This window comes from Streptomyces sp. NPDC101191 (genome assembly GCF_044767915.1).
Lineage (GTDB): Bacteria > Actinomycetota > Actinomycetes > Streptomycetales > Streptomycetaceae > Streptomyces.
Window position 1 is genome coordinate 502,191 of record NZ_JBIWOU010000004.1, and the last position, 17,770, is coordinate 519,960.

General features: G+C 70.8%; 21 protein-coding genes. 10 read left to right on the forward strand and 11 right to left on the reverse strand.

The genetic code is table 11. The features are described 5' to 3' along the window. Window positions 1-46 precede the first annotated feature (46 nt). Window positions 47-1,012 (reverse strand): zinc-binding dehydrogenase, encoded by a 966-nt coding sequence (locus ACIRQF_RS18845; protein WP_376632331.1) that lies wholly within the window; start codon window positions 1,010-1,012, stop codon window positions 47-49. Window positions 1,013-1,219: 207 nt separating this feature from the next. Further along, complete coding sequence (locus ACIRQF_RS18850) at window positions 1,220-2,431, reverse strand: NADP-dependent malic enzyme (RefSeq protein WP_376632329.1); 1,212 nt, start codon at window positions 2,429-2,431, stop codon at window positions 1,220-1,222. 533 nt (window positions 2,432-2,964) lie between these two features. Here ACIRQF_RS18850 and ACIRQF_RS18855 point away from each other — a divergent pair. The 4 genes from ACIRQF_RS18855 (at window position 2,965) to ACIRQF_RS18870 (ending at window position 6,428) form a co-directional block, all read left to right on the forward strand. Next, window positions 2,965-3,939, forward strand: a complete 975-nt coding sequence (locus ACIRQF_RS18855) for an ABC transporter substrate-binding protein (RefSeq protein ID WP_376632327.1) — start codon at window positions 2,965-2,967, stop codon at window positions 3,937-3,939. A 32-nt stretch (window positions 3,940-3,971) separates the two neighbouring features. After that, a complete protein-coding gene (locus ACIRQF_RS18860) occupies window positions 3,972-4,913 on the forward strand; it encodes an amino acid ABC transporter permease (RefSeq protein ID WP_382480507.1) in 942 nt (313 codons plus the stop codon). Continuing rightward, window positions 4,910-5,671 (forward strand): amino acid ABC transporter ATP-binding protein, encoded by a 762-nt coding sequence (locus ACIRQF_RS18865; RefSeq protein WP_376632324.1) that lies wholly within the window; start codon window positions 4,910-4,912, stop codon window positions 5,669-5,671. Before ACIRQF_RS18860 ends, ACIRQF_RS18865 begins: the two co-directional genes overlap by 4 nt. 307 nt (window positions 5,672-5,978) lie before the next feature. Beyond that, window positions 5,979-6,428: a hypothetical protein gene (locus ACIRQF_RS18870; protein ID WP_376632322.1), complete on the forward strand. Its 450-nt coding sequence runs from the start codon at window positions 5,979-5,981 to the stop codon at window positions 6,426-6,428. Window positions 6,429-6,541: 113 nt separating this feature from the next. On the opposite strand, the gene ACIRQF_RS18875 is transcribed toward ACIRQF_RS18870, so the two are convergent. Continuing rightward, on the reverse strand, window positions 6,542-7,315 hold the full coding sequence (locus ACIRQF_RS18875) for a class I SAM-dependent methyltransferase (protein ID WP_382480509.1): 774 nt from the start codon (window positions 7,313-7,315) through the stop codon (window positions 6,542-6,544). A 95-nt stretch (window positions 7,316-7,410) separates the two neighbouring features. Here ACIRQF_RS18875 and ACIRQF_RS18880 point away from each other — a divergent pair, with 95 nt between their 5' ends. After that, window positions 7,411-8,037, forward strand: a complete 627-nt coding sequence (locus ACIRQF_RS18880) for a CGNR zinc finger domain-containing protein (protein ID WP_404093433.1) — start codon at window positions 7,411-7,413, stop codon at window positions 8,035-8,037. On the opposite strand, the gene sodX is transcribed toward ACIRQF_RS18880, so the two are convergent. Then, entirely contained in the window at window positions 7,944-8,375 is a 432-nt protein-coding gene (sodX, locus tag ACIRQF_RS18885) for a nickel-type superoxide dismutase maturation protease (RefSeq protein WP_404093435.1), read from the reverse strand. The two genes, ACIRQF_RS18880 and sodX, sit on opposite strands and share 94 nt — an antisense overlap. A gap of 142 nt (window positions 8,376-8,517) precedes the next feature. Here sodX and sodN point away from each other — a divergent pair, with 142 nt between their 5' ends. Further along, on the forward strand, window positions 8,518-8,913 hold the full coding sequence (gene sodN, locus ACIRQF_RS18890; RefSeq protein WP_030207400.1) for a superoxide dismutase, Ni: 396 nt from the start codon (window positions 8,518-8,520) through the stop codon (window positions 8,911-8,913). Between the two features lie 494 nt (window positions 8,914-9,407). Next, a complete protein-coding gene (locus ACIRQF_RS18895; RefSeq protein WP_376632314.1) occupies window positions 9,408-9,623 on the forward strand; it encodes a DUF6243 family protein in 216 nt (71 codons plus the stop codon). A gap of 152 nt (window positions 9,624-9,775) precedes the next feature. On the opposite strand, the gene ACIRQF_RS18900 is transcribed toward ACIRQF_RS18895, so the two are convergent. Together ACIRQF_RS18900 and ACIRQF_RS18905 are read right to left on the reverse strand one after the other, a co-directional pair. Then, window positions 9,776-10,237 (reverse strand): GNAT family N-acetyltransferase, encoded by a 462-nt coding sequence (locus tag ACIRQF_RS18900; protein ID WP_376632312.1) that lies wholly within the window; start codon window positions 10,235-10,237, stop codon window positions 9,776-9,778. Between the two features lie 115 nt (window positions 10,238-10,352). Next, window positions 10,353-11,309, reverse strand: coding sequence for a LysR substrate-binding domain-containing protein (locus ACIRQF_RS18905; protein ID WP_376632310.1), 957 nt, complete (start codon window positions 11,307-11,309; stop codon window positions 10,353-10,355). A gap of 189 nt (window positions 11,310-11,498) precedes the next feature. On the opposite strand from ACIRQF_RS18905, the gene snpA reads away from it, so the two are divergent. Together snpA and ACIRQF_RS18915 are read left to right on the forward strand one after the other, a co-directional pair. Further along, complete coding sequence (snpA, locus tag ACIRQF_RS18910) at window positions 11,499-12,140, forward strand: snapalysin (RefSeq protein ID WP_376632308.1); 642 nt, start codon at window positions 11,499-11,501, stop codon at window positions 12,138-12,140. A gap of 45 nt (window positions 12,141-12,185) precedes the next feature. Next, the gene (locus ACIRQF_RS18915) at window positions 12,186-12,644 is read left to right on the forward strand and encodes a group II truncated hemoglobin (RefSeq protein ID WP_376632307.1); all 459 of its coding nucleotides are present in this window, start codon (window positions 12,186-12,188) and stop codon (window positions 12,642-12,644) included. Between the two features lie 45 nt (window positions 12,645-12,689). Here the strand turns inward: ACIRQF_RS18915 and ACIRQF_RS18920 are convergent, their stop codons facing one another. From ACIRQF_RS18920 to ACIRQF_RS18940, 5 genes are all read right to left on the reverse strand, one after another. Beyond that, window positions 12,690-13,109 carry a DUF6304 family protein gene (locus ACIRQF_RS18920; protein WP_376632305.1) on the reverse strand — a complete coding sequence of 140 codons (420 nt, stop codon included), beginning with the start codon at window positions 13,107-13,109 and terminating at the stop codon, window positions 12,690-12,692. Between the two features lie 42 nt (window positions 13,110-13,151). Continuing rightward, entirely contained in the window at window positions 13,152-13,466 is a 315-nt protein-coding gene (locus ACIRQF_RS18925; RefSeq protein ID WP_376632303.1) for a hypothetical protein, read from the reverse strand. Between the two features lie 26 nt (window positions 13,467-13,492). Next, entirely contained in the window at window positions 13,493-14,077 is a 585-nt protein-coding gene (locus tag ACIRQF_RS18930) for a dihydrofolate reductase family protein (RefSeq protein ID WP_404093440.1), read from the reverse strand. Between the two features lie 94 nt (window positions 14,078-14,171). Further along, entirely contained in the window at window positions 14,172-15,221 is a 1,050-nt protein-coding gene (locus tag ACIRQF_RS18935) for a family 2 encapsulin nanocompartment cargo protein polyprenyl transferase (protein WP_404093443.1), read from the reverse strand. A 122-nt stretch (window positions 15,222-15,343) separates the two neighbouring features. Further along, entirely contained in the window at window positions 15,344-16,759 is a 1,416-nt protein-coding gene (locus tag ACIRQF_RS18940) for a family 2B encapsulin nanocompartment shell protein (protein WP_404093446.1), read from the reverse strand. 252 nt (window positions 16,760-17,011) lie between these two features. On the opposite strand from ACIRQF_RS18940, the gene ACIRQF_RS18945 reads away from it, so the two are divergent. Next, window positions 17,012-17,602 (forward strand): N-acetylmuramoyl-L-alanine amidase, encoded by a 591-nt coding sequence (locus ACIRQF_RS18945; protein WP_404093448.1) that lies wholly within the window; start codon window positions 17,012-17,014, stop codon window positions 17,600-17,602. Window positions 17,603-17,770 lie beyond the last annotated feature (168 nt).

Genomic DNA, 17,770 nt, shown 5'->3' on the forward strand with positions numbered 1-17,770 from the left:
GTGCCGGAGATCCCATCAGTACTCCTGACGAGTCATCAAGGGGTCGTCAGGCGTTGGTGAGGACGATCTTTCCGAAGAGCTCGCCGGACGCCATCTTCTCGAAGCCCTCGCGGGCCCGGTCGAGCGGCAGCACCTCGTCGATCACCGGCCGCAGACCCGTCGCCGCACAGAAGGAGAGCAGGTCCTCCAGCTCGTCCTTGGAGCCCATGGTCGAGCCGACCACCTTCAGCTCCAGGAAGAAGATCCGGGTCAGCTCGGCGTGCGAGGGCCGGTCGCCGCTGGTGGCACCGGAGATGACGAGCGTGCCGCCGGGGCGCAGCGACTTGACCGAGTGCGACCAGGTCGCGGCGCCGACGGTCTCGATGACCGCGTCCACGCGCTGCGGCAGGCGCGCGCCGGGCTCGAAGGCGTCGACGGCGCCCAGCTCGACGGCCCGCTTCCGCTTGGCCTCGTCGCGGCTGGTGGCGAAGACCCGCAGCCCGGCGGCCTTGCCGAGGGCGATGGCCGCGGTGGCGACGCCGCCGCCCGCACCCTGCACGAGGATCGAATCCCCGGGCCGTACACCCGCGTTGGTGAAGAGCATGCGGTACGCGGTGAGCCAGGCGGTCGGCAGACAGGCGGCCTCCTCGAAGGAGAGCTCCTTCGGCTTGGGCAGCACGTTCCAGCTGGGCACGGTGACCCGCTCGGCGAAGGTGCCCTGGTAACGCTCGGTCAGGATGGAGCGCGGCTCGTCCGGGCCGACACCGTGGCCGGTCTGGCCGATGACGGAGTGCAGGACGACCTCGTTGCCGTGCTCGTCGATGCCCGCGGCATCGCAGCCGAGGATCATCGGCAGCTTCTCCTCGGGCAGTCCGACCCCGCGCAGCGACCACAAATCGTGGTGGTTGAGCGAGGCGGCCTTGACGGTGACGGTGGTCCAGCCGGGCCGCACCTCGGGCTCGGGGCGTTCCCCCAGTTCGAGGCCGTTCAGGGGCTGGTCGCGGTCGATTCGGGCAGCGTAGGCGGCGAACATGGGCCCGACCTTAGGGGCCGACGCCGATCCCGCGGAACCACACACCGGTGTGACGCATGTCCCTCACCGGCGGACCCCGCCGCGCGGGCGTACGCCACGCCGCCGAGGCCGCCCGCCCAGTGGGCCTCCGACAGCCTCCGACACGCCGAAAGGGCCCCGTACGTCGTGTACGGGGCCCTTCACGGGGGATCGCTTCGCGACGCCACGTCAGCGACGGGCGACGCCCTCCGCGCGGGCGGCTGCGGCGACCGCGGCCGCGACGGCCGGGGCGACGCGCTCGTCGAACGGGGACGGGATCACGAGGTCGGCGGCGAGCTGGTCGCCCACCACGCCCGCGATGGCATCGGCCGCGGCGATCTTCATGCCCTCGGTGATCCGGGAGGCCCGGACCTGCAGCGCGCCGGCGAAGATGCCGGGGAACGCCAGGACGTTGTTGATCTGGTTCGGGTAGTCCGAACGTCCGGTCGCCACGACCGCCGCGTACTTGTGCGCGACGTCCGGGTGCACCTCGGGGTTCGGGTTGGCCATGGCGAACACGAAGGAGTTCGGCGCCATGGACGCGACCGCCTCCTCCGGGACCGTGCCGCCGGAGACGCCGATGAAGACGTCCGCGCCGGCGAGGGCGGTCTCCAGGGAGCCCGAGAGGCCCGCCCTGTTGCTGAGCTCCGCGATCTCACGCTTGACGTCCGTCAGGTCATCGCGGTCCGCACTCACGATGCCCTTGCGGTCGGTCACGGCGACGTCGCCGATGCCGGCCTCCAGCAGGAACTTGGCGATGGCCACACCGGCCGCACCGGCGCCGGAGATGACGGCGCGCAGCTCGCCCAGCGTCCGGCCGGTCAGCTTGGCCGCGTTCCGCAGGGCCGCGAGGGTGACGATCGCGGTGCCGTGCTGGTCGTCGTGGAAGACGGGAATGTCCAGGCGCTCCTGGAGCTTGCGCTCGATCTCGAAGCACCGGGGGGCCGAGATGTCCTCCAGGTTCACGCCGCCGAAGGAGGGGGCGAGCCGGACGACGGTCTCGATGATCTCGTCGGTGTCCTTGGTCGCGAGCGCGATCGGAACCGCGTCCACGCCGCCGAACTGCTTGAAGAGGATGGCCTTCCCCTCCATGACCGGAAGCGAGGCCTCCGGACCGATGTCGCCGAGGCCGAGCACCGCCGTGCCGTCGGTCACGACGGCCACGACCTGGGACTTCCAGGTGTAGTCGTTGACCAGCTCGGGCTGCTCAGCGATTGCCGTGCACACCTTGGCGACGCCGGGCGTGTACGCGAGGGACAGGTCGTCCCTGTCACGCAGCGGCACGGTGGCCTGGATGGCCATCTTGCCGCCGCGGTGCAGCGCGAAGGCCGGATCGAAGGGCTCGCCGGGAGCCCCTTCCGTACCACTGTCGCTGCGAGGATTGACGATCTCCGCTGCCATTGGGTTGACCCCTTAAGTCTTCTTCATTTGAGGGTGGCCACTCCCTGTTGAGGAGGTGGGCGGGTCCCGCGGCCGCCGTGTCTGGCAGCCGCGCGGGCGCGCCGCACAACGCGCCCTGAGCCCCGGATGAGGGGTGTAAGGATCCTTCTTACCGGACGGACCGGTCCGGAGACGAGTCGATACAGCATCGGTGACACGACTCATACCGAGCGCTACCGGCTGCGGACAGAGAACGACACGTCACTCGATGTCCAGAAAGATGTATTCCCCACCCGAATAGCGCCCTTCGTGTCGTCCGAATGACGAGATCAGCGGGATAATTTTCGGCGGGAGGAACCCTTCTCAGGAGAAGTTCCCCCTAGGGAGGACAGGCCTCCGACATTCCGGGAGGTCCCGTTACCCGATTTTGACATCCAGTCCCATCGGATTGAGGCAGTCCGAATGGCAAGATGCGTGAATCACACGAGGTCGCGGCACTCGAAGGTGCGTGCGCGGCCTAAGGCAACTCCCTCACACGCCGGAGGAACCCGACCATGACCGCACGCTCCACGCGCTGTACGACCGCCAAGACCCGTACCTCCCGTCTTGCCGCGGTCGCCGCCATCGCGGTCGCCGGCTCCATGCTGCTGACCGCCTGTGGCGACCAGACCGAGGGCGGCTCCACGAAGGAGGGCGGCTCCTCCTCCGCCGCCGCGAGCAAGGCTCCCCTCTTCTCGAAGCTCCCTGCCGACATCCAGAAGGCCGGCGTCATCAAGGTCGGCACGGACGCCACCTACGCCCCGATGGAGTTCAAGAAGGGTGACCAGATCGTCGGTGTCGACCCCGACATCGCGGCCGCCCTCTCCAAGCAGCTCGGTGTGAACTTCCAGTTCGAGAGCGGCACCTTCGACACCCTCCTCACGGCCCTGCCGACCGGGCGCACGGACATCGTGATGTCCTCGATGACCGACACCAAGGCCCGCCAGGAGGGCCTGGACGACAAGGGCAAGAAGACCGGTACCGGCGTCGACTTCGTCGACTACTTCACCGCCTCCACCGGCATCCTGGTCAAGAAGGGCAACCCGGAGAACATCAAGTCCCTGGACGACCTGTGCGGCAAGAAGCTCGCCGTCCAGCGGGGCACGACCTACGAGCAGGCCGCCAAGGACCAGGCCGAGAAGTGCAAGAAGGACGGCAAGCCGGCCCTCACCTTCGAGTCCTTCCCGACCGACGCCGAGGCCCAGACCCGTGTGAAGGCCGGCGGCGCCGTCGCCGACCTCAACGACTCGCCGGTCGCGGCCTACATCGCCAAGACGGCCGGTGGCGGCAACGACTTCGAGGCCATCGCCAACAAGTCGGACGCGGGCTTCTTCGGCATCGCCGTCGACAAGAAGGACACCCAGCTGCGGGACGCGCTCGCCGCGGCCCTGGACGCGGCGATCAAGGACGGCAGCTACAAGGCCGCCCTCGAGAACTGGAACGCCGGCGACGGCGCCATCCCCGCGGCCAAGATCAACGGCGGCTCCTGACCCTCGTCCCGTAACACCGAAGGGCAGTCGTTGTGACTGACAAGATCGACAAGGTTCCGTCCGGGGCGTCGCCCGCCCCGGCGGGGCCCCCGCCGGAGGCGATCAAGGCCATTCCGGTGCGCCACTACGGCCGCTGGGTCGCCGGAGTACTGGTCGTCGCCTTCCTCGCACTGATCGTCTTCGCGTTCGCGCAGGGCGACGTGCGCTGGGCCACCGTCCCGGAGAAGCTCTTCGACCCGAGCATCCTCACGGGTCTGTGGCACACCATCCTGATCAGCGTGGCCTCGATGGCGCTGGGCCTGGTGCTCGGCATCGTCTTCGCGATCATGCGCCTCTCGAAGAACCCGGTGACCAACAGCGTCGCCTGGCTCTACATCTGGATCTTCCGGGGGACCCCGGTCTACGTCCAGCTGCTCATCTGGTTCAACCTCGCCCTGATCTTCCCGATCTTCAACATCGGGTTCTACAAGGACGAGATGACCGACGTCATGACCCCCTTCCTGGCCGCCCTCCTGGGCCTCGGCCTCAACGAGGGCGCGTACATGGCGGAGATCGTCCGCGCGGGCATCCAGTCCGTCGACGAGGGCCAGACCGAGGCCGCGCACGCTCTCGGCATGTCGCAGGGCCGGACCATGCGCCGCGTGATCCTGCCGCAGTCGATGCGGGTGATCATCCCGCCGACCGGCAACGAGTTCATCAACATGCTGAAGACCTCGTCCCTGGTCGTCGCCGTGCAGTACCAGGACCTGCTGCGCAGCGCGCAGGACATCGCCTCCACCTCGTTCGCGGTGATGGAGATGTTCTTCGTCGCGTCGGTCTGGTACCTGGCTCTGACCTCGGTCTTCAGTGTCGGCCAGTACTACCTGGAGCGGCACTACGCGAAGGGTGCGCTGCGCTCGCTGCCCCTGACGCCGTGGCAGAAGATCAAGGGGAACCTCTCCCGATTCTCCAACCGTGAGGCGGTGGCCAAGTGACTGCCATGGTGAAGGCCGAGGGCGTCCACAAGTCCTACGGCGCCGCGCACATCCTCAAGGGGATCGACCTCGAGGTGCAGAACGGCGAGGTGTTCTGCCTGATCGGCCCGTCCGGTTCCGGCAAGTCCACCTTCCTGCGCTGCATCAACCACCTGGAGAAGATCAACGCCGGCCGCCTGTCGGTCGACGGCCAGCTGGTCGGCTACCGCCAGAAGGGCGACAAGCTGTACGAGCTGAAGGACAGCGAGGTCGCGGCCCAGCGCCGGGACATCGGCATGGTCTTCCAGCGCTTCAACCTCTTCCCGCACATGACGGCCCTGGCCAATGTCATGGAGGCGCCGGTCCAGGTGAAGGGCGAGACCAAGGCGGTGGCGCGCGAGCGCGCCGAGCGCCTGCTCGACCGCGTGGGCCTCGGCGACAAGGCCGGGAACTACCCGTCGCAGCTCTCCGGCGGCCAGCAGCAGCGCGTGGCCATCGCCCGCGCGCTCGCGATGGAGCCGAAGCTGATGCTCTTCGACGAGCCGACCTCCGCACTCGACCCGGAGCTCGTGGGCGACGTCCTCGACGTCATGCGGGACCTTGCCGAGTCGGGCATGACGATGGTCGTCGTCACCCACGAGATGGGCTTCGCCCGCGAGGTGGGCGACTCGCTCGTCTTCATGGACGGCGGCGTGGTCGTCGAGTCGGGCCACCCGCGCGACGTCCTGGGCAATCCCCAGCACGACCGCACGAAGGCGTTCCTCTCGAAGGTGCTGTAGCTCCTCGTAAGAGAGTGGGTGCTCCCGGACCGAAAGGTCCGGGAGCACCCCTTTCTCGATTCCGGGGCTGCGACGGGCGTTCAGAGACCCGTTGTCGTGCCCGTCCGGCCGCGCCCGCCCTGGTGTTTCGCGAGCGGGGCGTCCGGTCCCTGCGCCATGGACGGTGTTTCCCGGGTGGCGGCAGGCGCCTTGCTTCCTCAAATCTACCTCTGAGTCCGGCAAGCCTTCTGGACGGCCTGCCGAAAGCCCTCATAGCTTCGGTTCTCGACCACCCGTCACTCGACGGAAACAGCATGGGGGAACAAGCATGTCCACATTCACACGGGCCGCCGCAGGCGTCCTGGGCGCGGCCGGAGTCCTCGCCTCGTCACTGGTCTTCGCTCCCGCCGCGAGCGCGGCGAGCGGTGGCGGCTGCTGGCAGTACTCGGAGGGCGTCGTCGCCGGCAGTTACGTCGACTGGAAGTCCTGCATCAGCTCCCCGAGGGCGGGCGTGGGCCGGCCCGACGCCTACGTCACCCTGAACCCGGGGCACCCCCCGTGCAAGATCATGCTCCAGACGCTGGAGACCGGCGGCTCGAGGATCATGTCGCAGAAGATCTACGACTGCCCTGCGGGTGCCATCCGGAACAAGCACTTCACCTCGCCCGACTTCAACGGCAGGGCCGGCAAGGCCTACGGGAACTACACGACCATCTTCTGGACCAGCACCCACACCGCCACCATCGCCAACCGGAGCCCTTGGCTGAAGCTGCCGTAACCACCACGCGAACCAGGACGACGCGGTGCGAACCCGGGTGGGGCTCACACCGCGTCGTTCTTCTGCGCCGACCGGCTCGTCAGCAGCCTCCCGGCCCACCGGACGGCCCTGCCTCACCTCACAGCCAGCAACAGCGTGTCCGACGGGGAGCACCAGACCGGGCGGGCCTCGGCGAAGCCGGCGGCGCGGAGGGTGTCGGCGTGCCAGCGGGGCGAGGGCGCGTCGCCGTCGGCGTGCTCGCCGTAGATCTCGAAGCGGCGGGCGGTCGGCTCGGCGAGGACCGGGTCCTTCGCGGCGAGCGCCCACCAGTCGGCCCAGTCGAGGACGCCGGCGGCCTTGTCCCGCTCCATGCGGGCGTGCCGCTGGGCGCGCTCGGCGGCGTTGATCCGGGGGGTGGTCTCGTCGATCATGTGATCGGCGTTCATGAAGACCCCGCCCTCGCGGACGAGCCCGGCGACCTGTCCGTAGAGGGCGGCCAGGGGCTCGCTGTGCAGCCAGTGGAGGGCGGTGGCGGTGAGGACGGCGTCGTACGAGTCGTACGGGAGCGCCTCGACCCACGCGGGGTCCTTGAGGTCGGCGGTCACGAAGGTGACGCGGGCGTCGCCGGCGAAGTGGCCCTCGGCGATGGCGAGCAGGGCGGGGTCGAGGTCGACCCCGGTGCTGGTGGCGCGCGGGAACCGGTCGAGCGCCCGGCTGGTGATACTTCCCGTACCGCAGGCGAGGTCGAGCACGCGGGGCTCCGGTCCCACGACCGCCTCGACCATGTCGAGCATGACGCGGAACCGCTCCTCGCGGTCGGGCATGTACCACTCCTGCTGGCGGTCCCAGCTCTGCTGCCAGGCCGCCCAGTCGGTTCCGGTCGTGTTCGCGTCCGTGCTGCCAGTCATGGCTCCGCCTCCACTGCCGTCGTAATACCCTCGGAGGGAAAGCGTCGCTTACCCTCCCCCGCCCCGACCCTAGCCCGCCGGAGTAAGGACTACAAGTGGAACTGGCCTATTACTCGGACTACGCCGTGCGCCTGGTCAACACCGAGGAGCCGGCCCGCAACAAGGACTCCCTCACGTCGGTCGAGGCGGTCCGGGAACTCTTCGGCGCGGCCTCCCAGATGGCCCGTCGCGCGACGGACGCCGACGTGACGCGCTTCCGCTCGGTACGCGGACGGCTACGCGCGGTCTTCACCGCGGCGGACGAGGGCGACCACACCGGAGCCGTGGACCTGCTGAACTCCCTGCTCCTCGAGTTCCCGGTGAGCCCGCAGATCTCCGGCCACGACTACCTCGACGAGGAGGGGCGGCCGCGCTGGCACATGCACCTCGCGGACCACCCGTCGAACGCGACCGCGGGCTTCGCCGCCATCGCCGCGATGGGGCTCGCCTTCCATCTGACGGAGTTCGGCGCCGACCGCCTCGGACTGTGCCAGGCGGCCCCCTGCCGCAACGCCTACCTGGACACCTCGACGAACCGCTCCCGGCGCTACTGCTCCGACCGCTGCGCCACCCGCGCCAACGTGGCCGCCTACCGCGCCCGCAAGCGCCTGGAGGCGGAGGCGGAGCGCACCGGCCTCACCGCCGACAGCAGCCAGGAGGCGACCGCCCCGACGGACCGCTGACGCCCGGGGGTGACGGGCCGGTACCGCGCCCGCACCCGCCCGAGCACCAACTGGTCCGGTACGACCCCGAACACCCGGCTGTCCCCCTCGGTGGCCGGATTGTCCCCGAGCACCCACCAGCCGTCGTCGCGCCGCTCGATCAGGCGCTTCACGATGAGCAGGTCCTGCTGCAGCGGGTGCCGCAGCACGGCCACGTTCCCGGCCCGCAGCCGCGCGCCGTAGTGCACGAACAGCTGATCGCCGTGGAGCAGCGTGGGCACCATCGACACCCCCGTCACCTCGGCGATCCCGAACGGGGCCCCGGACTCCCGCCCGGGCTCACGCCCCGATTCCACCATTCGACACCTCCCGGTTCGATCGTCCACGAGTCCCATGGTGACCCTGGACTTTTGTCCTAAGCACCAGGGGGCGCTCGCGAAATCGCGCTTCTCACCGAGTAATGTCCCACCTGAGAAGACGATCACGAGGAAGGACAGCAGCATGCTCTCCCGCCTGTTTGCCCCCAAGGTGAAGGTCAGCGCCCACTGCGACCTCCCCTGCGGCGTGTACGACCCGGCCCAGGCCCGCATCGAGGCCGAGTCGGTCAAGGCCGTCCAGGAGAAGTACCAGGCCAACGAGGACCCGCACTTCCGGGCCCGCGCCACGGTCATCAAGGAGCAGCGCGCGGAGCTCGCCAAGCACCACGTCTCGGTGCTGTGGAGCGACTACTTCAAGGCCCCGCACTTCGAGAAGTACCCCGAGCTCAACCAGCTCGTGAACGACACCCTGAAGGCCCTGTCGGCGGCCAAGGCCTCGACGGACCCGAAGACGGGCGAGAAGGCGCTGGAGCTCATCGCCGAGATCGACCGCATCTTCTGGGAGACCAAGAAGGCCTGATCTTCGATCAAGCCGTTCGACCTGCGGTTTCTCCGATCGTCAGGTCGACCTGTCCGCACCCGGTCCGCAGGCCGCCGAGCACGGCGTCCGTGACGGCCCGGGTGCGGTCTTCTTGGTCGGGTCACACGCGGCCGGGTCACACGTGGTCCGGTCTCACACCTGGTCGGGTCACATGTGGTCGGGTCACACCTGGTGGGGTCACACCTGGTCGGGTCGCAGGTGCGCGGCGCGTACGGAGGCGGCCCGGGACAGGAGACGGCGCGGGCGATGCGGCCGTGCGTCCGCGCGGCGAGGTTCACCCGACGCTGCGTGCGCACCCCCGCAGCCCGGTGACGCGCGGGGGCGAGAGAACCGGGTAACGTCGTTGTCATGTTCTTCCAGACGCCGATTCACGGGTGAGAGCGCGACGGGCCGCTGCTGACGTTCCTCGGACGTCGCCGCCCGTCCCCACCGATGAATTCGTAGATCGCTTCACCTCACCACCGGGAGAACCCGTGACCGACAGCAAGAACATCAACAATCCCGTGGGCCAGGGCGGCGGCCAGCGCAAGAGGCTGTCCCGCGCCGAACGGCAGAACAACGGTCCGCACCGCAACCTCGACCGCCAGAACGCAGCCGACAAGAAGGCGGAGCTGCTCCGCAAGATGCGCGAGAAGACGGGCGCCGCCGAGGGCTCCGCGCAGACGGGCGACGAGCCCGCACAGAGCTGACGCACGCGGGGCGGCACCGCACGGGGCAGGGCCCTGCCGCCGAGCGAGAAGGGCCTGGCCTTCCTCGCCACCGTCTCGGAAGGGGTCCGGCCGCACCGCGGCCGGGCCCCTTCCGCGTGGCGGGCCACCGGGGCGCCACGGCGCCCGCTGTCTCAGTCCACCGGAAGCGAGTAGCGCCGCTTCTCCTTGGACGTGGCGCCCAGGCGGTCGTAGAAACGGATGGCGCCGTCGTTCCAGGTCGGGGTCTGCCATTGGATCCCGCTGAGGCCCAGGGTGCGGGCCTCGGTGCGGATCGCGGCCATCAGGAGGGCGCCGAGGCCGTGGCCGCGGGCGGTCTCGGTGAGGTAGAGGCAGTCCATGTGGAGGTACTCGGCGGCGTCCCAGGTGGAGAGCTCCGGCGCGCAGGTCGCGTAGCCGGCGACGGTGCCGTCGGGGAGCTCCGCGACGAGGCAGCGCAGGCGGGGGGCCTCGGTGTCGAAGAGGAGGCGGTGGAGGCGGACCGCCAGGTCGGCGGGCGGGGGCGCGGCCTTCTCGTAGGCGGCGTGCTCGGCGGCCAGTTCGGCGACCCGGGGCAGGTCCTCGGGGTGGGCGCGGCGAGCGAGGGGGACGGTCATCGGTTCTCCCCCGTACGCCCGTGGGCCGAGGTCTCCCCGGGCCCCGGCGGGCTTGTCGTGCGCGCGTGGTGGTCCCTCGGCGGCGCCGCGACGGCCCGCCCGTCCCCGTGATCGTTCATAGGGTCATCATGCACGGTCCCGCCGTCCCGCCCGCGCGCAGCCACCTGCGGTACGGCGCCGCCCGCAGGGCCGCCTCGCGGTAGGCGGCGGTCAGTTCCTCGTACGGCCGGTCGAGCGGGACGCCCGGTGCCGCGTACAGCAGCAGCCGGACGGCCAGCGGGTCGCCGCGCAGGGGGCGGACGGCCATGTCCTCGCGCGGGCTCGACGTGGGCTGGCACGGGGCGACGGCCTCGCCGAGGGCGATGAGGGAGGCCGCCGTGTGGTAGTCGGCCTGCAGGACGGGCGGGTCGAGTCCCGCGGCGGCCAGGACGCGGCGCAGCCCGTCCCATTCGCCGTCGACGGCCGGGTCGACCGTCCAGCGGTCGTGGGCCAGGTCGGCGAGGTCGACGACCTCGCGGCCCGCCGCCGGATGGTCGCGGGCCATGGAGACGAACTGCGGCTCCCGTTCCACCAGGACGCGTCTCTGGAGGCCTTCCGGGACCCGCAGCGGGCAGCCCTCGACCTCGTGCACGAAGGCCAGGTCGAGCTGTCCGGCGGCCACCGTGCGCAACAGGGCGTTGGCGGAGACGTCCACGCGCAGCGCTATGTCGGCGCCCGGCTGGTCCTGGCGGAGCCGGCGCAGCCAGCCGGGCAGGGCGCGGCTGGCCGTGGAGCCGACGCGGAGCGCCGGACCGGCGCCGGTGCGGGCCGCGGCGGCGCGCGTCTCCGCGATCAGGGCGGACAGGCCGTCGACGAGCGGGCGGGCCCGGCTGAGCACGGTGCGTCCGAGCGGTGTGGGATGGCAGCCGGTGCGGCCCCTGGAGAAGAGTTCGGCACCCAGGGCGTTCTCGATGCGACGGAGCTGAGTCGTCAGGGAGGGCTGGCTGACGCCGAGCTGGCGGGCGGCCTTGTGCAGGCTGCCGGTGTCCGCGATGGCGCACAGCGCCCGCAGGTGCCTCACCTCCAGCTCCATGGTCCGAGGTTAGGGGTGCCCTCGGGGCTTGCGCCAGACCGCCCCGGACCGCACTGACAGCATCAACTAGCTTGCTGCTACAGCTAGTTGGCGATGGTGTGATGTCATCGCGTTATCGGCGGATGACATCATTCCCCATCCGCCCCGGCTCCCCCGACACTCTCCTCAACCCCACAGGAGGAGCCCCCCATGCGTCATCCGAAGATCCTCACGTCCTTACTCACCGCCGCCCTCGGTGCCGGCCTCACCCTCTCCCTCGGCGCCGCCCCGGCCTCCGCCGACCAGCCGGCCGACCGCTCGTACGCGGCGTACGCCGGCTCGGCCGAGGAGGCCAAGGCCAACCAGGCGTTCTTCGACGCCGTCGTGAAGTCGGTCGCGAAGAAGCGGGCCGCCACGCCTGGTGCCACCGCCGTCACCGTGGTCTACAGCTCCGCCAACGCACCCAGTTTCCGCACCCAGATAGCGCGTTCGGCGCAGATCTGGAACAGCTCCGTCGTCAACGTCCGCCTGGTGGAGGGAGCCAACGCCGACTTCGCGTACTACGAGGGCAACGACTCCCGCGGCTCCTACGCGAGCACCGACGGGCACGGCGGCGGCTACATCTTCCTCGACTACCGCCAGAACCAGCAGTACAACTCCACCCGCGTCACCGCCCACGAGACCGGTCACGTCCTCGGTCTCCCCGACCACTACAGCGGCCCGTGCAGTGAGCTGATGTCCGGCGGCGGACCCGGCACGTCCTGCCAGAACGCGACCCCGAACTCCCAGGAGCGGGCCCGCGTCGACCAGCTGTGGCGTTACGGGCTCGCCACGGCCCTCAAGGCGGGCTGAGCGAGCCGGGGGTGAGGAGCGGGGCCGCTTGGTAGCGTGTCGGGCATGCCCGATGAGCGGAGCACCACCCTGTACGAGGCCATCGGCGGCGCCGAGGCGCTGCGCCGGCTCTCCGACACGTTCTACGCGGCGGTCCTCGCGGACCCCCTCCTCGCCCCCGTCTTCGCCGACTTCACGCCCACCCATGTCGAACACGTCGCCGTGTGGCTCGCCGAGGTCTTCTCCGGACCGGCCGACTTCACGGCGCGCCACGGCGGTCACCACGCCCTGCTCACCGCGCATCTCGGACTCGGCATCACCGAGGAGCAGCGGCTGCGCTGGATGGAGCTGATGACCGAGGCCGTGGAGAAGGAACTCCCCGACGACGCGCTGCTGCGCCGCCGGGTGGTGGAGTACTTCGACTGGGGAACCCGGATCGCCAAGGACGTCTCGGCCTCGGCGCCGGGTACGGACCTCGGCGAGCCCGGGCCCACGCCCCGCTGGGGCTGGGACGGCCTCGCCTGAGGTTCCCCCGGGGATTCCCGACGGCGAGGGCGGCCCCGCCGGCCGTCACGCCGCCTGCGGCAGCCTCCGGCCGAACTCCGTGCCCGGCGGCAGCTGACGGCGGACCCGGTTCAGGGCCTCCTCGAAATCGCCGCCCGCGACGCCCGACTCGTAGGCCGCACCGCCGTAGTGGAGGGTCAGGCTGAGGTCGGCGCGCTCGCCGAGGGTCAGCAGGCAGCCCAGCGTGGCCTGCTGGGTGGTGCCGTCCACGAGGACGGGGAGCGGGAGGTCCCACTCCAGGACGCACCCGGTGAGGGCCTGCCCGCCCTCGTCCGCGGCGCTCAGGGCGGCGAAGCTCGCGCCCGTGTACTCGATTCCCCTGATGCGGACGGCCACCTGGCCCCCGTCGGTCGTGATGGCGATCGCTTCCGCACCGCGGCGGTCCCGGTACCAGCCGGTCCAGACTTCTGTCGACTCCGATGACATGCGCGGACTGTAGCGGTATGACCGGCTCCGGCGCGCGGCCGGTCACCCCGGGGCCGGACTTCTCCCGGTCTCGCCGTTCTTGCCGGTCACGTGCGGGGTCGTGGCTTCCGCACCCTCGCCCTCGGTGCTCCCGGCGGCGTCTCCGGGGCTCCCCGGGACGGGCTCCGAGGCGTCCTCCGGGTGCTCGGGCTCGTACAGCTCGCACCGCGGGTTGCGGCACGGCTGCACCTCCCATTCCGGCACCCAGGTCCCGAGGACCTTGTGCCGCTTCGCGTGCACCTGACGGAGCTCCCCGCAGGCCGGGCAGGGGTGCTCGGACCGGGGGTCCCGTGTGGTGTGCGACGCCGTGTCGGCCATGTCTCCAGCCTAGGGCGCGGCCCCCGTCACCGCTTCTTGGTGTACGTCCGCACCACGACCCCGTTGCCGAAGGACCGCACACCCTCGAGCGTGAAGTCGCGGATACCGAAGTCGGCGCCGAACATCGGCATTCCGGAGCCGTAGACCTGCGGGTAGGACTTGATGACGAGCTCGTCGATCTCGTCGACGAGCTGCCCCGCGACCTGGGCGCCGCCGCAGAGCCAGATGCCCAGCGAGCCGTCCTCGGCCTTGAGCTCGCGGACCCGGGCGGCCAGGTCGTCGGCGATCAGCTCGACGTTGGGGTCGGGCGACTCGGTGAGCGAGCGGGTCGCGACGATCTCGCGCAGGTGGGCGTACGGGCTCGTGATGCCGGCGTCCAGGGCGAGGCGGTACGAGCCGTAACCCTGGACAACCGTGTCGAAACGCTTGTTGGGGACGCCCGCGAGACCGAAGGCCTCACGGAGGGCGGTGGGGACCGTGTCCGGGTACTCGGTGTTCATGAAAGCGGCGTACTCCTCGTCCATGAACTGGAACATGGACGAGGCGTCGCCATGGGGGTCGCCGATGAAGCCGTCGAGGGTGCAGGCGACGTAGTACGTGAGCTTGCGCAAGCCGGAATCTCTTTCCTCAGGAGGCGTGGCCGGGCTGACCACTGCGCCCATAGTGCTCCATCCGTAGTGGTTACGCAAGCTCTTTGCGGAAGAGTCAGCGAGTGCGCCGCGTCACGAACTCCGCGAGCGCCAGCAGGTCCCCCGCTGCCGACAAGTCCGGCACCGCCCGGGAGAGTTGCTCCACCGCACGGGCCATCCGCTCCGCCGCCTGGTTCTGCGCCCAGTCCCGGCCGCCGGCCCGCTCCACCGCGTCCGCGGCAGCGCGCACCGCCCCGGCGTCGAGGACCGGGCGGGCGTACAGCTCGGCGAGCTCCTCCCCCGCCCGGGTGCCCGAGGCGAGCGCCGCGACCACGGGCAGCGACTTCTTGCGGGCGACGAGATCGGCGCCGGCCGGCTTGCCCGTACGCCCCGGGTCGCCCCAGATGCCGATCAGGTCGTCGATCAGCTGGAAGGCGAGCCCGGCCTCCCGGCCGAAGGCGTCCATCGCCGCGACCGCCTCCTCGCCCTGCCCCGCGTACAGGGCGCCGAGCGCGCACGCGCAGCCGAGCAGGGCCCCGGTCTTGGCGAGGGCCATGGCCGTCACCTCGTCCAGGGACACCTCGTGCGGCCCGCGCCCCTCGAAGGCGCAGTCGGCCTGCTGCCCCGCACAGAGCTCGATGACACAGGCGGCGAGCCGGGCCGAGGCCGCGCCGGCGGCCGGATGCGGATCCTCGGCGAGCAGTCGTAGCGCGAGCGCGTTCATGGCGTCGCCAGCCAGCAGCGCGTCCGGGATGCCGAACACGGACCAGGCCGTGGGCCGGTGACGGCGCGTCGCGTCCTCGTCGATGATGTCGTCGTGGAGCAGGGTGAAGTTGTGCGCCAGCTCCACCGCCGCGGCCGCCCGTACCGCCGGGGCGGGGTCCGCACCGAAGGCGCGGGTCGCGGCGAGTACCAGGGCGGGCCTGATCGCCTTGCCACCCGACCCGCTCGCCGGGGTGCCGTCGACCTCCTCCCAGCCGAAGTGGTACGCGGCGATACGCCGTATCTGCCCCGGCAACGACGCCACGGTCGTGCGCAGTTGGGGGTCGACGACGCCGCGGGCCCGGTCCAGGAGCAGTACGGCGTCCTGTTCTCCGGTCGCGGTCTCCACGCTGGTCGCGGTCATGTTCGCTGTCGCTTTCTGCACGGGGCCCTGAAAGGGGGCCCGGAGTTCACGGTCCTGACAGGGGGCGGGAGGACTGGGGCGGGGTGGGGGCCCGTCGGCCCGGCCCCCACCCCGGGGGCGGCTCAGCGCCAGCGGCTGACCTCCACGTTCTCCAGGACCCCCAGCGCGTCCGGGACCAGGACCGCCGCCGAGTAGTAGGCCGTGACCAGGTAGGAGATGAGCGCCTGCTCGTCGATGCCCATGAAGCGGCAGGACATGCCGGGCTCGATCTCGTCCGGGAGGCCGGTCTGGTGCAGACCGATCACGCCCTGGTCCTTCTCGCCCGTGCGCAGGCAGATGATCGAGGTGGTGCGGGCGTCGGAGACCGGGATCTTGTTGCAGGGGTAGATCGGGACCCCGCGCCAGGTCATGATCCGGGTGCCGTCGAGGTCGATCGTCTCGGCGGCCAGTCCGCGCTTGTTGAGCTCGCGGCCGAAGGCGGCGATGGCGCGCGGGTGCGCCAGGAACATCTTGGAGCCGCGCCGGCGCGACAGCAGCTCGTCCATGTCGTCCGGGCCGGGCACGCCGTCGTGGGGCTGGAGGCGCTGCCCGTAGTCGCAGTTGGCGAGGAGGCCGAACTCCTTGTTGTTGACGAGCTCGTGCTCCTGGCGCTCGCGCAGCGCCTCGACCGTGAGCCTCAACTGCTGCTCGGTCTGGTTCATCGGCTGGTTGTAGAGGTCGGCCACGCGCGTGTGGACCTTCAGCACGGTCTGGGCGACGCTCAGCTCGTACTCGCGCGGGGAGGCGTCGTAGTCCACGTACGTGTGCGGGACGAGGGCCTCGCCGACGTGGCCCGCGGAGAGGTCGATGGCGGCCTCGCCGTACGTGTTGGTGCGCTGGTGCGGCAGGGCGGCGAGCTCGGCGAGGTGGCCGGCGAGCGAGTCCGCCCGCTCGGCGAGGTTGAGCACGTCGGCCCGGGTGAGCTCCAGGACCGTGCAGGCCGTGGCGGCGCGGGCGGTCCACTCCCAGGTGGCCTCCGCGCTGAGGAGAGAGGCGTCGCCGAAGTGGGCGCCGTCGGCGAGGACGCCGAGGACGGCCTCGTCCCCGTAGGGGCCCTCGCCGATCTGCTCGACCTTTCCGTGGGCGAGCAGGTGCACCCGGTCGGAGTTCTCGCCGCGGGTGGCGATCACCTCACCCGGGGCGTAGGCGCGCTGACGGCAGCGGGCGGCCAGCTCGGCGAGGGCGTCCGGGTCGTCGTAACCGCGCAGCGCGGAGAGCTCGCCGAGCTCGGCCGGGATGACGGTGACGCACTCGCCGGTCTGCACGAAGGTGACGCGGCCGTCCCCCACGGAGTAGCTGAGCCTCCGGTTCACCCGGTACGTACCACCCTGGACCTGCACCCACGGCAGCGTGCGCAGAAGCCACCGGGAGGTGATCTCCTGCATCTGCGGCGCCGACTTGGTGGTGCTCGCCAGGTTCCGCGCGGCGGCGGTGCCGAGACTCTGCTGCGGTGCGGCCTGACCCGCGCGGACCTCGTCGCCAACCGAACCAACGGACATGGAACTCCCTCTCGATACGACAAACCAGCGAGAGGAAGCCTTTCAGCACGGAGCGTGGCCGCGCCATTACACAAACGAGTGGGAGTTGACCATCCTCCGCAAGGGCATGGCGCACGATTTCCACTCGAACAGCCCATGACCTGTCCGGATCGGCTCGCACACCGTCCGAACGGATGGCAGCGGAGCACGTCCCTCCGGTACTTCCGAAGCAGAGCAAGAACCATCGTGATCCGTGTCCGAAAGGAGTCGGCCATGGCCCCACCCATGTCCGCGAGCCGCTTTCTCGACGCCCTGCACCACGAGGGGCTGACGGTCGTCGAGGTCGGCGACTGGCGCACCCACAACCGCAACCACAAGGGCCCCTGGGGCCCCGTGCACGGTGTGATGATCCACCACACCGTCACCCGCGGCACCAACAGCACCGTGCGGATCTGCCGCGACGGCTACGCCTCCCTGCCCGGACCGCTGTGCCACGGCGTGATCGCCAAGGACGGCACCGTCCACCTGGTCGGCTACGGCCGGGCCAACCACGCCGGTCTCGGCGACGACGAGGTGCTGCGGGCCGTCATCGCCGAGAAGCGCCTCCCCCGGGACGACGAGGCGACCACGGACGGCAACCGGCACTTCTACGGCTTCGAGTGCGAGAACCTCGGCGACGGCAAGGACCCGTGGCCCAAGGTCCAGCTCGACGCCATCGCCAAGGCCGCGGCGGCGGTCTGCCGGGTGCACGGCTGGACCCAGCGCTCGGTCATCGGCCACCTGGAGTGGCAGCCCGGCAAGGTGGACCCACGGGGCTTCACCATGGCGTCCATGCGCGAGCGGATCGCCGACCGGCTGCGCTGACGGGCTCCGCTGACCGCTGCACTGACGGGCTGCGCTGACCGGCGGGCCGCTCCGCCGCCCCGCCCCACCGGCCGCCTCCCGTCGCCGGCCTCCCGCCCCCCCCTGCCCGGCCGCCGATCCTCCCGTCACCATCCACTCGCCCCCTCCCGTCCACCAGTCACCGACCCC